Here is a 14,887-nt window from a genome sequence, read left to right as displayed (position 1 = left end):
CCGCTGCGCTCTCCGACCTCCGCCTTGCGATCGCACGCACCAGACGCCCCCGGCCCCGCCCTCCGGGCGGACGACGCTACTTTCGAAACACGCCCTAGCCGCGCACCCTCAGCAGCAGCACCGACCTCGCCGGCACCTCCACCACCTCCCCGCCCGGGTGCACCGTGCCCGGCGCCTCCGCCTGGTCCTCCCGCGCCGTGTCCACCACCAGCTCGTACGCCTCCGCCCACGGCGCCCCCGGGAGGCGGAAGTCCACCGGCTCGGCGCCCGCGTGCAGGACCGCCAGGAAGCTGTCGTCCGTGACCGGCTCCCCGCGCGCGTCCCGCCCCGGGATGTCCCGCCCCGACAGGTACATCCCGATCGTCGCGGTACGCGCGTACCAGTCGCCCTCCGTCATCTCCGCGCCCGCCGCCGTGAACCACGCCAGGTCCCGCAGCCCGTCCGCGGCCTGCGGGCGGCCCGAGAAGAACGCGCGGCGCCGCAGCACCGGGTGGGCGTGCCGCAGCGCCAGCAGCCGGGACGTCAGGTCCAGCAGGCCGCGCGGCCCGGCCCGTTCCGGGAGGGACCAGTCGACCCAGCCCAGCTCGTTGTCCTGGCAGTACCCGTTGTTGTTGCCGCCCTGTGTGCGGCCCATCTCGTCGCCCGCCACCAGCATCGGCACGCCGGTCGACAGCAGCAGGGTGGTCAGCAGGTTCCGCACCTGCCGTCGCCGCAGCGCGTTGACCGCCGGGTCGTCGGTCTCGCCCTCGGCGCCGCAGTTCCAGGACCGGTTGTCGTTGGTGCCGTCCCGGTTGCCCTCCCCGTTGGCCTCGTTGTGCTTCGCCTCGTAACTGACCAGGTCGCGCAGCGTGAACCCGTCGTGGGCCGTGATGAAGTTGACCGACGCGTACGGCCGCCGCCCGCCCCACGCGTACAGGTCGCTCGATCCCGACAACCGGTAGCCCAGGTCCCGCACGTCGGGCAGGGCGCCCCGCCAGAAGTCGCGCACCGCGTCCCGGTAGCGGTCGTTCCACTCCGTCCACAGCGGCGGGAACGCCCCCACCTGGTAGCCGCCGTTGCCCACGTCCCACGGCTCGGCGATCAGCTTCACCCGCCGCAGCACCGGGTCCTGGGCGATCGTCGCCAGGAACGGCGAGAGCATGTCCACGTCGTGCATCGACCGCGCCAGCGCCGCCGCCAGGTCGAACCGGAACCCGTCGACGCCCATCTCCGTCACCCAGTAGCGCAGCGAGTCGGTGATCAGGCGCAGCACGTGCGGCTGGACGACGCTCAGGGTGTTGCCGCAGCCCGTGTAGTCGGCGTACCGGCGGGCGTCGGCGGCCAGCCGGTAGTAGCCGCGGTTATCGATCCCCCGCAGCGACAGCATCGGGCCCAGCTCGCTCGCCTCGGCCGTGTGGTTGTACACCACGTCGAGGACGACCTCGATGCCCGCCGCGTGCAGCGCCTTCACCATCCGCTTGAACTCGCCCACCTGCTGCCCCGCCGTGCCCGACGCGCTGTACGCGGCGTGCGGCGCGAAGTAGCCGATCGAGTTGTAACCCCAGTAGTTCCGCAGGCCCCGCCGCAGCAGGTGGTCCTCGTGCGCGAACTGGTGCACCGGCAGCAGCTCCACCGCCGTCACCCCCAGCGACACCAGATGCTCGATCGCCGCCGGGTGCGCGAGCCCCGCGTACGTGCCCCGCAGCTCCTCCGGGATGCCCGGATGCCGCATCGTGAAGCCCCGCACATGGACCTCGTAGATGACCGAGTCCGCCCACGGCGTCTTCGGCCGCCGGTCGTCGGACCAGTCGTCGTCGTCATGGACCACCACGCCCTTGGGGACGAACGGCGCCGAGTCCCGCGTGTCGCGCACGGTGTCCGCGACCTGCTGCTCCGGCCAGTCCCGCACGTGCCCGTACACCTCCGGCGGCAGCCGGAAATCACCGTCCACCGCCCGCGCGTACGGATCCAGCAGCAGCTTCGCCGCGTTCCAGCGGGCCCCCGTCCACGGGTCCCAGCGGCCGTGCACCCGGTAGCCGTACCGCTGCCCCGGTCGCACGCCCGGGACGAAGCCGTGCCAGATCTCGTGCGTCAGCTCGGACAGCGGGAGCCGGGTCTCGGTGCCGTCCTCGTCGAACAGGCACAGTTCCACCGCCTCAGCCCCGCCCGCCCAGAGCGCGAAGTTCGTCCCCGACGCCCCGCCCGGCCCGGCCCGGAAACGGGCCCCCAGCGGGGTGGGCGCGCCCGGCCACACGGGTGGGGCGGGCCTGCCGGAATCCCGGGGCGACCCGTGCGGCCCCGGTCGCCGTGCCCCCGCGGAGGCGGGCCTCCCGTCCAGCAGTGCGTCACCCACCGCACGCTGCACTGCCTGCTGCTCGGCTGCGCTCGACACCTGCCGGCCTCCCGCGGCTCCCACATCATGGCGGCTCACTCGCCGCGAGGCCGCGGCGTCCCTGCCGCGGCCCCGCGCTTGGTCCTGCACATGGTCCTGCACCTGTTCTGCCCGGATGGCCCGCATCCCAACATGACCCGCACTCACGTTTCCCCTGGAGGGTGGCACTCGTTGGTCGCATCGTGAGACACGTACTGAAGCGGGCAGGGCTCGGCATCGCCGCTGCCATGACATGTGCAGGGCTGATGGCGGGGCTGGCCGGGTGCACCAGTGACGGGGGTCTGGACATCGGCATCGGCGGCAAGGGGCGGTCGCCCGAGGACACCATCCGGGTGACGCCGGACGACGGGGCGAAGGGCGTCGCCCCCGACGGCAGGGTGGAGGTGCGCGTACCGAGCGGGCGGCTGGAACGGGTCAAGGTGGTGAAGGTCGAGGACTCCCAGCCGGTGGAGGTGCCCGGCGCGATCTCCGAGGACGGGCTGCGCTGGCGCCCGGCGGCCGGGGCGCGGCTCGCGCTGGCCGCCAAGTACAGCGTGGACGCCGTCGCGCTCGACGCGCACGGCAGGCGGTCCGCCCGGCACACCACGTTCACCACCGCCGTGCCCGAGCACCGGTTCATCGGCTACTTCAAGCCGGAGAACCGCTCGACCGTCGGCACCGGCATGATCGTCTCCTTCGGCTTCAACCGGCCGATCGAGAACCGCGCCGCCGTCGAACGCGCCATCCGGATCACCTCCCGCCCGGCGGTGGAGGTGTCCGGCCACTGGTTCGGCAAGGAACGCCTCGACTTCCGCCCCCGCGCCTACTGGCAGCCGGGCACCGAGGTCACCGTCGACCTGCGGCTGCGGGACGTCGAGGGGGCGCCCGGGGTGTACGGGATCCAGCACAAGACCATCGGGTTCACCGTCGGCCGCTCGCAGGTCTCCCGGGTGGACGCGGAGAAGCACACCATGGAGGTGCGGCGGGACGGCGAGCTGGTCAAGACGCTGCCGATCACGGCCGGGGCGCCGAAGACCACCACGTACAACGGGAAGATGGTGGTGACGGAGCTGTTCGACGTGACGCGGATGAACGGGGCCACCGTCGGCTTCAAGAAGAAGGACGGCAAGGGCGAGTACGACATCAAGGACGTACCGCACGCGATGCGGCTGACCGACTCGGGGACCTTCCTGCACGGCAACTACTGGGCGCCCCGGTCCACGTTCGGCACCGCCAACGTCAGTCACGGGTGCGTGGGGCTGCACGACGAGAAGGGCGGCAGCGAGGACTCCCCGGCGGGCTGGTTCTTCGAGCGGACGCTGATCGGGGACGTCGTGGAGGTGGTCAACTCGACCGACCGGAAGGTGTCTCCCGACAACGGCCTGGGCGGCTGGAACATGGACTGGGCCCACTGGAGGGCCGGGTCCGCCCTCCGCTGAGTCCGGCGGCCCTCCGCCACCCCCGCACGTTCCGGCACGGTCCGCCCCGGACCTGGACACGTTGGGACTGAATGGTGACATTCGCGGGCGCTCCGCAGCGCCCGCGGTGTGATTATCTATCGCGGTGCACGCGCGAGTCGCGGCGTGCGGGGGTGCGGGCCGTGGCGGGGCCAGGCCGTGCGAGGGGAGAACACCGAAGTGGACGTGCAGCCGATATCGGGGGCGTCGGCCGGGGCGGGCAGGAGCGGATCCGGGACGGGCAAGGGGCTGCTGGCCCTGCTGCTGGGGGCGTTGCTGCTGCTGGTGACGGCGTGCGGGGGCTCGGACTCCGCGAGCGGCGGCGAGGGCGGGGAGAAGCCCAAGGGCGGCGACGCGGTGAAGAACGCGGCCTCGCAGGCCGTCGTGACCGTCGCGCCCAAGGACGGTGCCGCGTCGGTCGCCACGAGCGGCGCCCTGAAGGTCACCGCCGAGAAGGGCAAGCTGACCACGGTCACGGTCGCCGACTCCAAGGGCAACCGGGTCGAGGGCAAGCTGGCGGGTGACGGCGCGAGCTGGGAGCCGGTACGGCACCTGGCGGGCGGCACCAAGTACAAGGTGCACGCGGTCGCCGAGGACGCCGAGGGGCGCGAGTCGGCCAAGGACACCACCTTCACGACCCTCGTACCGAAGAACACCTTCATCGGCCACTACACGCCGGAGGACGGTTCGACCGTCGGTGTCGGCATGCCGGTCTCGATCAACTTCACCCGTGGCATCACCGACCCGGGGGCCGTCGAGAAGGCCATCAAGGTCACCGCCGTGCCGTCCGTGCCGATCGAGGGCCACTGGTTCGGCAACGACCGCCTCGACTTCCGCCCCGAGAAGTACTGGGCCGCCGGCACCAAGGTGACCGTGCAGCTGAACCTGGACGGCGTGGAGGGCCGCCCGGGTGTGTACGGCAAGCAGCAGAAGACGGTGACGTTCACCGTCGGCCGCAGTCAGGTGTCCACCGTCGACGCGAGCGCCAAGACCATGAAGGTCGTCCGCGACGGCAAGCTGATCAAGACCATCCCGATCACCGCGGGCGCGCCGTCCACGACGACGTACAACGGCCAGATGGTCATCAGCGAGAAGTACAAGGTGACCCGGATGAACGGCGCCACCGTCGGCTTCGGCGGCGAGTACGACATCAAGGACGTCCCGCACGCGATGCGCCTGTCCACCTCCGGCACCTTCGTGCACGGCAACTACTGGGCCTCGCGCTCCACGTTCGGCTCCGCCAACGTCAGCCACGGCTGCGTCGGACTGCGGGACGTGCGCGGCGCCTACGACGGGAAGACCCCGGCCGCCTGGTTCTACAACCAGTCGATCATCGGTGACGTGGTGGTCGTGAAGAACTCCAAGGACAAGCAGATCCAGCCCGAGAACGGTCTCAACGGCTGGAACATGCCGTGGTCGGAGTGGATCAAGTAACACTCCCGGCGCGTGGGCCCGGTGCTGTGACGGACAGCACCGGGCCCCTTGTCGTTAACGGCGGCTAACCTGCCCGTATGACAGTCACTCTCGAAGTCTCCGAAGGCGTCGGCACCATCCGTCTGGACCGCCCGCCCATGAACGCGCTGGACGTCGCCACCCAGGACCGGCTGCGCGAGCTCGCCGAGGAGGCGGCCCGCCGCGACGACGTCCGTGCCGTGGTGCTGTACGGCGGCGAGAAGGTGTTCGCGGCCGGCGCGGACATCAAGGAGATGCAGGCGATGGACCACGCGGCCATGGTGCTGCGCTCCAAGGGCCTCCAGGACGCGTTCACCGCCGTCGCCCGCATTCCCAAGCCCGTCGTCGCCGCCGTCACCGGGTACGCGCTGGGCGGCGGCTGCGAGCTGGCGCTGTGCGCCGACTTCCGCATCGCCGGCGACAACGCCAAGCTCGGCCAGCCCGAGATCCTCCTCGGCCTCATCCCCGGCGCGGGCGGCACCCAGCGCCTCGCCCGCCTCGTCGGGCCCTCCAAGGCCAAGGACCTCATCTTCACCGGACGCCATGTGAAGGCCGACGAGGCCCTGACGATGGGGCTCGTCGACCGGGTCGTACCGGCGGCCGAGGTGTACGAGCAGGCGCACGCCTGGGCCGCGAAGCTGGCCCAGGGGCCGGCGCTGGCGCTGCGCGCGGCCAAGGAGTCCGTCGACACGGGCCTGGAGACGGACATCGACACCGGTCTGACCGTCGAACGCAACTGGTTCGCCGGGCTGTTCGCCACCGAGGACCGGGAGCGCGGAATGCGCAGCTTCGTGGAGGAGGGCCCGGGGAAGGCCAAGTTCCTGTAGCGGGGCGCGAGTTCAGCCCTGCGGGTGGTTTAGGGCAGCCTTAAAGGGGTCTTAAGGCTCTGGCGTCGTCCGCGCGGGCCACCCTTTCGGGCCAGTCGTATCACCGCAGGTCACACCCGCTTTTCGCACCGCCGTGTGCCGCTGTCATATGCCGGACGGCGCCCCGGGACGGGTACGCCCCGGGGCGCCGAATCCGCGGGAACGGCCACGCGGGCCCGGCCGGGCGGCCATCATGGTGGGCATGGCGGGGCTGGAAGGTGTGGAGCAACCGGGGCAGCGCGGCGGCGCTACCGCCGCGCGGTGGGTACCCGCCGCGGAGGACGAGCAGGCGCTCAAGGCGCTCGAACTGTTCGGCAACCCGACGGAGGACGAGGTGCGGCTGCCGTCGCGCCCCGAGTCCGCCGCGACCGCCCGCCGGCTGACGCAGTGCGTCGTGCTGCGCCAGTGGGGCCTGACCCCGCAGATCGCCGAGCACGCGGTGCTCCTGGTCTCCGAGCTCGTCGGCAACGCCGTGCGGCACACCGGGGCGCGGGTCTTCGGGCTCCGGATGCTGCGCCGTCGTGGATGGATCCGGATCGAGGTGCGCGACCCCTCCCGCGGGCTCCCCTGTCTGATGCCGGTGCACGAGCTGGACACCAGCGGCCGCGGGCTCTTCCTCGTCGACAAGCTCTCCGACCGCTGGGGCGTGGACCTGCTCCCGCGCGGCAAGACCACCTGGTTCGAGATGCGCGTCTCCGACCGCTGACGCACGAAAGCCCCCTCGCGCCGTGGGTGCGGCGCCTCGGGGGCTTCCCTGGTGGGCGGCGTGGGGGGTGTGTCCACGTCCGCCGGGACGACCTGGCCCGGGTCAATGGGGGTCGTGTTCTCCGACTATCGCAGACAGGGGGCCATGCCACCAAAAGAGCAAACCGTCCCAAAATCAGCAAATCGGGCCAGCTGGCGAATGAATCGCAGGTGAGATGGGCCACGGGCCTCGCAAACCATGAAGAAATATGGGATCCGGCGAGTGAATCAGTGACTGGTGCGGGAATTCCGCCCGGCCCGCCCTGTCGCCGGGGGAGCGGACCGCGCGGCCCGGCGCCCTAATGGGGCGCGTGACGACGCTGCACCTGACGAGACGATCGAAGACCCTCCTCGCGGCCGCCGCCCTGCTCGCCGCCGCCGCGGCGCTCCCCGGGTGCGGCACCGGCGGCGACCGGCCCGAGGCGCGCGGCAGCCAGGCCGCCGCCCCCCTCTCCGTACCGCGGAAGGCCGCCCCCGCGGGGCTGCCGGGCATGCCACCCGTCCTCGACCCGAAGGACCTCTACGCGGCCGACCGCCCCGGCCGGCTGTCCCCGGTGGTCAAGGGCTTCCCGTCCCGGGTGTACGTCCCCAACACGCTGTCCAACACCGTCTCGGTCATCGACCCCAAGACGTACAAGGTGATCGAGACCATCCCCGTCGGGGTCCAGCCGCAGCACGTCGTGCCGTCCTGGGACCTGAAGACGCTCTGGGTCAACAACAACCGGGGCCACACGCTCACCCCCATCGACCCCGCCACCGGCAAGCGGGGCAAGGACGTCGACGTCCACGACCCGTACAACCTCTACTTCACGCCCCACGGCAAGTACGCCGTCGTGATGGCCTCCCTCGACCGGGAACTCGTCTTCCGCGACCCGCACACCATGGAGCGGCGCCACACCGAACCGGTCTCCTGCTACGGCGTCAACCACGCCGACTTCTCCGCCGACGGCCGGTACTTCATCGTCAGCTGCGAGTTCTCCGGTGAGCTGCTCAAGGTCGACACCGAGCGGATGAAGGTCGTCGGCCAGCAGAAACTGCCCTTCCAGGGCGCCATGCCGCAGGACGTGAAGATCTCACCGGACGGCAAGACCTTCTACGTCGCCGACATGATGGCGCACGGCGTGTGGGTGCTCGACGGCGACTCCTTCGCCACCCCGCGGCTCCTGCCCACCGGCAAGGGCTGCCACGGCCTGTACGTCTCGCGCGACTCCAGGGAGATGTACATCCCCAACCGCGGCGAGGGCTCCGTCTCCGTCTTCGACTTCGCCAAGAACAGGCTGACCAAGAAGTGGTGGCTGCCGGACGGCGGTTCGCCGGACATGGGCGGCGTCTCCGCCGACGGCAAGGTGCTGTGGCTGTCCGGCCGCTACGACTCCGAGGTGTACGCCATCGACACCACCACCGGCAAGCAGCTCGCCCGCATCCCGGTCGGCGGCGGCCCGCACGGCCTGGCCGTCTACCCCCAGCCCGGCCGGTACTCCCTCGGCCACACCGGCGTCTTCCGCTGACACCCGGCGTCTTCCGCTGACACGCCGCCGATCGGGTGAAGATCCACAGCGGTGGGCCGCCCGGCCGACAGGGTGATCGCCGTGATCACACCTCGCCTGCGGCGCCGCGCCGCCCTGCTCGCCATGTCCGTCGCCGCCGTGCTCGTGCCCGCGGCCTCCACCGAGGCCACCCCGTCCACCGGGACCGCCTCCGCCGTCGCCACGGCCGCCCCCGCCGCCCCCGCCTCCGCCGTCCCCGCCTTCGCCGTCGCGGCGAAAGGCCCGGCGAGCTGCCCCGTCGTCGAGGACCGGCTGTACCCGGCGGCCGACCGCAGGGTCGACCCCGACCGGATCACCCCCGCCCCGTCCTGGCGGGCCAACTGCAAGCAGCTCTACCGTGCCGACAACCGCCCGCCCGCGGTGATCTTCGAGCAGGGCTTCCACCCGAAGGCGCCGCTCGACGGCCAGTACGACATCGAGAAGTACGTCCTGGTCAACCAGGACTCGCCCTACGTCTCGACCTCCTACGACCATGACCTCTACAAGAAGTGGAAGAGCGGCTTCAACTACTACGTGGACGCCCCGAAGGGCGTGGACGTCAACAAGACCATCGGTGACACGCACAAGTACGCCGATCAGGAAGAGGTCGCCTTCCCCGGCGGCATCGCCCGCAAGCACATCGTCGGCGCCTGCCCGGTCGACCTGGTGAAGAAGACCGAGATCATGACGGAGTGCGAGGACAACCCGCACTACGAGCCCTGGCGCCGCTGACCCCGCCGCCCTGCCCGTCCCCACCCCTGCCGATGAGCCACCACCCCTGCCGATAATCTGACCGGCGTCAGTTATGCACCAAGAAGGGGTGGACCAGTGGCGGACATCGAGGCGGCACGCAAGGCGTTCGAGCGGTACGACGTGAACGGGGACGGCCGCATCACGGCCGCCGAGTACAAGAGCGTCATGGCGCAGCTCGGCGACTTCAACGTCACGGAGACCGTCGCCCAGGCCGTGATCAACTCGCAGGACGGCAACGGCGACGGGCAGCTCACCTTCGACGAGTTCTGGGCGCACCTCAACAAGGCGTGACCGTAGACACCGAAGACGGCGCCGTCCGGCGATCCGGGCGGCGCCGCGCGCTGCTCGCAGCCGGCGGGGCCGTCGCCCTGGCGGTCGCCGTGTCCGGCGCGGGCGTCGCCGCGCGCGGCACGGGGGAGCTGCACATCCCCGCCGCCGGGGCGACGACCTGCCTGCGCGTCGCCGTGTTCGCCGCGCTCGCGGTGCACCTCGGCGAGCTGGCGGGCGTCCGGCTGGCCGGCCCGGGCGCCCTGCCGCGCGCCCTGTCGCTGTGGGCCGCCCTCGGCGGGGCCGCCGCGTCGGCCGGGCAGATCGCGCTGCTCGCCGACGTCAGCGGCCTGGATCTCACCGCCACCTACGGCACCCGGGACGGCGGGCTGCTGCTGGCCATGGCCAACGGCTTCGCCCTGGCGGCCGGGTGCGTCGCGCTGGGCCGCCCCGGCTGGGCGGCCGCCCCGCTGGCCCTGGTGGTCGGTGCGGAGGCGATGCGCGCCCACCCCGAGCCGTACACCCCTGAACTGGGCATCGCCCTCACGGTGGTCCACCTGACGGCCGCCTCCCTGTGGGCGGGCGGCCTGGCGTACGTGCTGCGGACGATGCGGCTGCGCCGGGGCGGCCGGGACGCGCTGGCCCGCTACGCCCGCCTCGCCGGCTGGCTGTACGTCGCGCTCGCCGTCACCGGCACCTGCTCCGCGCTGCGCCGCCTCCCCGCCGACGTGGTGGTCACGACGGCGTACGGGAGGCTGCTGCTGGCGAAGCTGGCCCTGGTCGCCGTGGCCAGCGCGCTGGCCGTCACCGCCCGCCGCAGGCTGCGCCGCGCCGGTGACGCCACGACCCCGGCCCGCGCCGAGCTGGCGGTGCTGGCCCTGGTCGTCGTGGTGTCGGCGCTGCTGACGGTGGTGCCCGACCCGCACTGGGTCAGCCTGCGCCTGGGTCTGCGCTAGGGCGTACTCCCTAGGCCCGGCGCCTCCGCCAGGCCCGGCGCCCCGGGGAAACGTTCCGGCGGGGAGCCGGGCGGCGGCGGGTCAGCACTCGATGATGTTCACCGCGAGACCGCCGCGCGCGGTCTCCTTGTACTTCACGCTCATGTCGGCGCCCGTCTCCTTCATGGTCTTGATGACCTTGTCGAGGGAGACCTTGTGGCTGCCGTCGCCGCGCATCGCCATGCGCGCCGCGGTGACCGCCTTGACCGCCGCCATGCCGTTTCGCTCGATGCACGGGATCTGCACCAGGCCGCCCACCGGGTCGCAGGTCAGGCCCAGGTTGTGCTCCATGCCGATCTCGGCGGCGTTCTCCACCTGCTCCGGGCTGCCGCCCAGCACCTCGGCGAGCGCGCCCGCCGCCATCGAGCACGCCGAGCCGACCTCGCCCTGGCAGCCGACCTCGGCGCCGGAGATGGAGGCGTTCTCCTTGAAGAGCATGCCGATCGCGCCCGCCGCGAGGAGGAAGCGGACCACGCCGTCCTCGTCGGCGCCCGGGACGAAGTTCATGTAGTAGTGCAGGACCGCCGGGATGATGCCGGCGGCGCCGTTCGTCGGGGCGGTGACCACCCGCCCGCCCGCGGCGTTCTCCTCGTTCACCGCCATCGCGTACAGCGTGATCCACTCCAGGGCGAGCGCCTGCGGGTCGCCCTCGGAGCGCAGCTTGCGGGCGGTGTTCGCGGCGCGGCGGCGGACCTTCAGGCCGCCGGGCAGGATGCCCTCGCGGGACATGCCGCGCGAGACGCAGGCCTGCATGACCCGCCAGATGTCGAGCAGACCCTCGCGGATCTCCTCCTCGGTGCGCCAGGCCTTCTCGTTCTCCAGCATCATCGCCGAGATCGACAGGCCGGTCTCCCCGGCGAGGCGCAGCAGCTCGTCACCGGTCCGGAACGGGTACTTCAGCACCGTGTCGTCGGGGACGATCGGGTTCTCGCCCTGCACGGCCGCCTCGTCCACCACGAAGCCGCCGCCGACCGAGTAGTACGTCTTCTCCAGCAGGACGGCGCCGTCGGCGTCGTACGCCCACAGGGTCATGCCGTTGGCGTGGTACGGCAGCGCCTTGCGGCGGTGCAGGACCAGGTCCTCGTCGAAGTCGAAGCCGATCTCGTGGGCGCCCAGCACGTTGAGGCGCTTGTCGGCCTTGATCCGCTCGACCCGCTCGTCGGCGGTCTCGACGTCGACCGTGCGGGGCGAGTCGCCCTCCAGGCCCAGCAGGACCGCCTTGGGGGTGCCGTGGCCGTGCCCGGTCGCGCCGAGCGAGCCGTACAGCTCCGCCCGGACGGAGGCGGTCGGGACCAGCAGGCCCTCGTTCTTCAGCCGGCGGGCGAACATCCGGGCGGCGCGCATGGGGCCCACCGTGTGGGAGCTGGACGGGCCGATGCCGATCGAGAACAGGTCGAAGACCGAGATGGCCACGGGGTACTCCTTGGTGGGAAGACGTCGCTGTCTGCCGGGGTGGTGCAGGGACAACGCGATGGGGCGTGGGGCGGGGGATGCGGCGGGTGGGGGGAGGCGGGGGCAAGGGACGGGGCACCGCACCCACTCTTCAGTGTGCGCGGTGCCCCGCAGTCCAGTCTGTTACGTACGTAACGTCTATGAATATTACAGACCGGGGTAAAGGGGGTGCTTCGCGGCGAGGGCGGAGACCCGGGCCTTCAGCGCGTCCGCGTCGTAGGACGGCTTCAGCGCCTCGGCGATGATGTCGGCGACCTCGGCGAAGTCCTCCGCCTGGAAACCGCGCGTGGCCAGGGCCGGGGTGCCGATCCGCAGACCCGAGGTGACCATCGGGGGCCGCGGGTCGTTCGGGACCGCGTTGCGGTTGACGGTGATGCCGACCTCGTGGAGCCGGTCCTCGGCCTGCTGGCCGTCCAGCTCGCTGTCGCGCAGGTCGACCAGGACCAGGTGCACGTCGGTGCCGCCGGTCAGGACCGAGACGCCGTGCTCGGTGACGTCCGGCTGGACCAGGCGCTCGGCCAGGGCGCGGGCGCCGTCCAGGGTGCGCTGCTGGCGCTCCTTGAACTCCTCGCTCGCCGCGACCTTGAACGAGACCGCCTTGGCCGCGATCACGTGCTCCAGCGGGCCGCCCTGCTGGCCGGGGAAGACCGCGGAGTTGATCTTCTTGGCGAGGTCGGCCGTGCACATGATCACGCCACCGCGCGGGCCGCCCAGCGTCTTGTGGGTCGTGGTGGTGACCACGTGGGCGTGCGGCACCGGGTTGGGGTGCAGACCGGCGGCGACCAGGCCCGCGAAGTGGGCCATGTCGACCATCAGGTACGCGCCGACCTCGTCCGCGATCCGGCGGAAGGCGGCGAAGTCCAGCCGGCGCGGGTAGGCGGACCAGCCGGCGACGATCAGCTTCGGCCTGGACTCCTTGGCGAGGCGCTCGACCTCGGCCATGTCGACCTGGCCCGTCGCGTCGTCGACGTGGTAGGCGACGACGTTGTAGAGCTTGCCGGAGAAGTTGATCTTCATGCCGTGGGTCAGGTGACCGCCGTGGGCCAGGTTCAGGCCCATGATCGTTTCGCCCGGCTTGAGCAGCGCGAACATCGCGGCGGCGTTGGCCTGGGCGCCCGAGTGCGGCTGGACGTTGGCGTGCTCGGCCCCGAAGAGCTCCTTGATGCGGTCGATGGCGATCTGCTCGACCACGTCGACGTGCTCGCAGCCGCCGTAGTAGCGGCGGCCGGGGTAGCCCTCGGCGTACTTGTTGGTCAGGACGGAGCCCTGCGCCTCCATGACCGCGACCGGGGCGAAGTTCTCCGAGGCGATCATCTCGAGGGTGGACTGCTGACGGTGGAGCTCGGCGTCGACGGCGGCGGCGACGTCCGGGTCCAGCTCGTGGAGAGGGGTGTTCAGAAGCGACATCGGAGAGGGTCCTTAGCTGCCGGAGAACGCGGTGTACTCGTCGGCGGAGAGCAGGTCCTTCGGCTCCTCCGCGACACGAACCTTGAAGAGCCAGCCGCCCTCGAACGGGGCGGTGTTCACCAGCGACGGGTCGTCGACGACGTCCTGGTTGGCCTCGACGACCTCGCCGGTCACCGGGGAGTACAGGTCGCTGACCGACTTGGTCGACTCCAGCTCACCACAGGTCTCACCCGCGGTCACCGTGTCACCGACCTCGGGGAGCTGCACGTACACGACGTCGCCGAGGGCGTTCGCCGCGTGCTCCGTGATGCCGACCGCCGACACGCCGTCCTCGGCGGCCGACAGCCACTCGTGCTCCTTGCTGTAGCGAAGCTGCTGGGGGTTGCTCATGACGCAAATTCTCCTGTACGCGGGGGAGTGCTGGTGCACGGGGTGGACGGGGTGGACGGACGGGTGGTGCGGGCGGTCACTTCTGGCGCTTGTAGAAGGGAAGCGCAACGACCTCGTACGGCTCATGAGTACCGCGGATGTCGACGCCGACCCCCTCGGTGCCCGGCGCGGCGTGCGCGGCGTCCACGTACGCCATGGCGATCGGCCGGCCCAGGGTCGGCGACGGGGCGCCCGAGGTGACCTCGCCGATCACCTTGCCGTCCGCGACCACGGACATCCCGGCGCGCGGCACCCGGCGGCCCTCGGCGATCAGGCCCACCAGCTTGCGCGGCGGGGCGATCTGCGCCCGCTCGGCGGCGGCCGTGAGGGCCTCCCGGCCGGTGAAGTCGCCCTCCTTCTCGAACTTGACCACCCGGCCCAGCCCCGCGTCGAACGGGGTCAGGGCCGTCGTCAGCTCGTGCCCGTACAGCGGCATGCCCGCCTCCAGGCGCAGCGTGTCGCGGCAGGACAGCCCGCACGGGATCAGGCCCACCGGGGCGCCCGCCTCCAGCAGCGCCCGCCACAGCTGCTCGGCGTGCCGCGGCTCCACGAACAGCTCGAAGCCGTCCTCGCCCGTGTAACCCGTACGGGCGATCAGCGCGGGGACGCCCGCGACCGTGCCGGGCAGACCGGCGTAGTACTTCAGCCCGTCCAGGTCGGCGTCGGTCAGCGACTTCAGGATGCCGGGCGACTCCGGGCCCTGGACGGCGAGCAGCGCGTACGCGTCGCGGTCGTCGCGCACGACGGTGTCGAAACCGCCGGCGCGGGCGGTGAGGGCGTCCAGCACGATCTGCGCGTTGGAGGCGTTGGCGACGACCATGTACTCGGTCTCGCCGAGCCGGTACACGATCAGGTCGTCGAGGATGCCGCCGTCCTCCTGGCAGATCATCGTGTAGCGGGCGCGGCCGACGCCGACGCTGCCGATGTTGCCGACGAGCGCGAAGTTCAGGAAGTCCGCTGCCTGCGGCCCTGTGACGGTGATCTCACCCATGTGGGAGAGGTCGAAGAGTCCGGCCTTCGTACGGACGGCGTTGTGCTCGTCGCGCTCGCTCCCGTACCGCAGCGGCATGTCCCAGCCCGCGAAGTCGGTCATGGTCGCGCCCAGCGCACGATGCACGGCATCGAGGGCGGTCAGGCGGGGGGCAGTGCTCATGGATGTGGCTCCCAGGTCCCAGGGCGGGCATGGCTC

13 protein-coding genes are annotated in these 14,887 nt (G+C 71.7%); 8 read left to right on the top strand and 5 right to left on the bottom strand.

Features of this window, described 5'->3' with window-relative positions:
• Nucleotides 1–94: 94 nt before the first annotated feature.
• Nucleotides 95–2,233, bottom strand: coding sequence for a glycogen debranching protein GlgX (glgX, locus tag EIZ62_RS09110; RefSeq protein ID WP_425281872.1), 2,139 nt, complete (start codon nt 2,231–2,233; stop codon nt 95–97).
• Between the two features lie 320 nt (nt 2,234–2,553).
• Between glgX and EIZ62_RS09105 the strand changes: the two genes are divergently transcribed.
• From EIZ62_RS09105 to EIZ62_RS09070, 8 genes are all read left to right on the top strand, one after another.
• Nucleotides 2,554–3,789, top strand: coding sequence for a L,D-transpeptidase (locus EIZ62_RS09105; protein ID WP_156692197.1), 1,236 nt, complete (start codon nt 2,554–2,556; stop codon nt 3,787–3,789).
• A gap of 198 nt (nt 3,790–3,987) precedes the next feature.
• Nucleotides 3,988–5,241, top strand: a complete 1,254-nt coding sequence (locus tag EIZ62_RS09100) for a L,D-transpeptidase (protein WP_156692196.1) — start codon at nt 3,988–3,990, stop codon at nt 5,239–5,241.
• A 77-nt stretch (nt 5,242–5,318) separates the two neighbouring features.
• A complete protein-coding gene (locus tag EIZ62_RS09095) occupies nt 5,319–6,086 on the top strand; it encodes an enoyl-CoA hydratase/isomerase family protein (RefSeq protein WP_156692195.1) in 768 nt (255 codons plus the stop codon).
• A gap of 241 nt (nt 6,087–6,327) precedes the next feature.
• Nucleotides 6,328–6,831, top strand: a complete 504-nt coding sequence (locus tag EIZ62_RS09090; RefSeq protein WP_156692194.1) for an ATP-binding protein — start codon at nt 6,328–6,330, stop codon at nt 6,829–6,831.
• 340 nt (nt 6,832–7,171) lie between these two features.
• Complete coding sequence (locus EIZ62_RS09085) at nt 7,172–8,377, top strand: YncE family protein (protein ID WP_156692193.1); 1,206 nt, start codon at nt 7,172–7,174, stop codon at nt 8,375–8,377.
• Nucleotides 8,378–8,458: 81 nt separating this feature from the next.
• Nucleotides 8,459–9,127 carry an ADP-ribosyltransferase gene (locus EIZ62_RS09080; protein WP_167536357.1) on the top strand — a complete coding sequence of 223 codons (669 nt, stop codon included), beginning with the start codon at nt 8,459–8,461 and terminating at the stop codon, nt 9,125–9,127.
• Nucleotides 9,128–9,223: 96 nt separating this feature from the next.
• Nucleotides 9,224–9,439 (top strand): EF-hand domain-containing protein, encoded by a 216-nt coding sequence (locus EIZ62_RS09075; protein ID WP_156692192.1) that lies wholly within the window; start codon nt 9,224–9,226, stop codon nt 9,437–9,439.
• On the top strand, nt 9,436–10,371 hold the full coding sequence (locus EIZ62_RS09070) for a CopD family protein (RefSeq protein WP_244375576.1): 936 nt from the start codon (nt 9,436–9,438) through the stop codon (nt 10,369–10,371). The genes EIZ62_RS09075 and EIZ62_RS09070 overlap by 4 nt, the downstream gene beginning before the upstream one ends.
• 81 nt (nt 10,372–10,452) lie before the next feature.
• Here the strand turns inward: EIZ62_RS09070 and EIZ62_RS09065 are convergent, their stop codons facing one another.
• From EIZ62_RS09065 to gcvT, 4 genes are all read right to left on the bottom strand, one after another.
• Complete coding sequence (locus EIZ62_RS09065) at nt 10,453–11,823, bottom strand: L-serine ammonia-lyase (RefSeq protein WP_156692190.1); 1,371 nt, start codon at nt 11,821–11,823, stop codon at nt 10,453–10,455.
• A 186-nt stretch (nt 11,824–12,009) separates the two neighbouring features.
• The gene (gene glyA / locus EIZ62_RS09060) at nt 12,010–13,269 is read right to left on the bottom strand and encodes a serine hydroxymethyltransferase (protein WP_156692189.1); all 1,260 of its coding nucleotides are present in this window, start codon (nt 13,267–13,269) and stop codon (nt 12,010–12,012) included.
• A gap of 12 nt (nt 13,270–13,281) precedes the next feature.
• Nucleotides 13,282–13,659 carry a glycine cleavage system protein GcvH gene (gcvH, locus tag EIZ62_RS09055; protein WP_156692188.1) on the bottom strand — a complete coding sequence of 126 codons (378 nt, stop codon included), beginning with the start codon at nt 13,657–13,659 and terminating at the stop codon, nt 13,282–13,284.
• A gap of 76 nt (nt 13,660–13,735) precedes the next feature.
• The gene (gene gcvT, locus EIZ62_RS09050) at nt 13,736–14,851 is read right to left on the bottom strand and encodes a glycine cleavage system aminomethyltransferase GcvT (protein WP_156692187.1); all 1,116 of its coding nucleotides are present in this window, start codon (nt 14,849–14,851) and stop codon (nt 13,736–13,738) included.
• Between the last annotated feature and the right edge of the window lie 36 nt (nt 14,852–14,887).

Origin of the sequence: Streptomyces ficellus, assembly GCF_009739905.1 — a bacterium.
Lineage (GTDB): Bacteria > Actinomycetota > Actinomycetes > Streptomycetales > Streptomycetaceae > Streptomyces > Streptomyces ficellus_A.
This window is presented reverse-complemented; position numbering and strand designations above follow the sequence as displayed.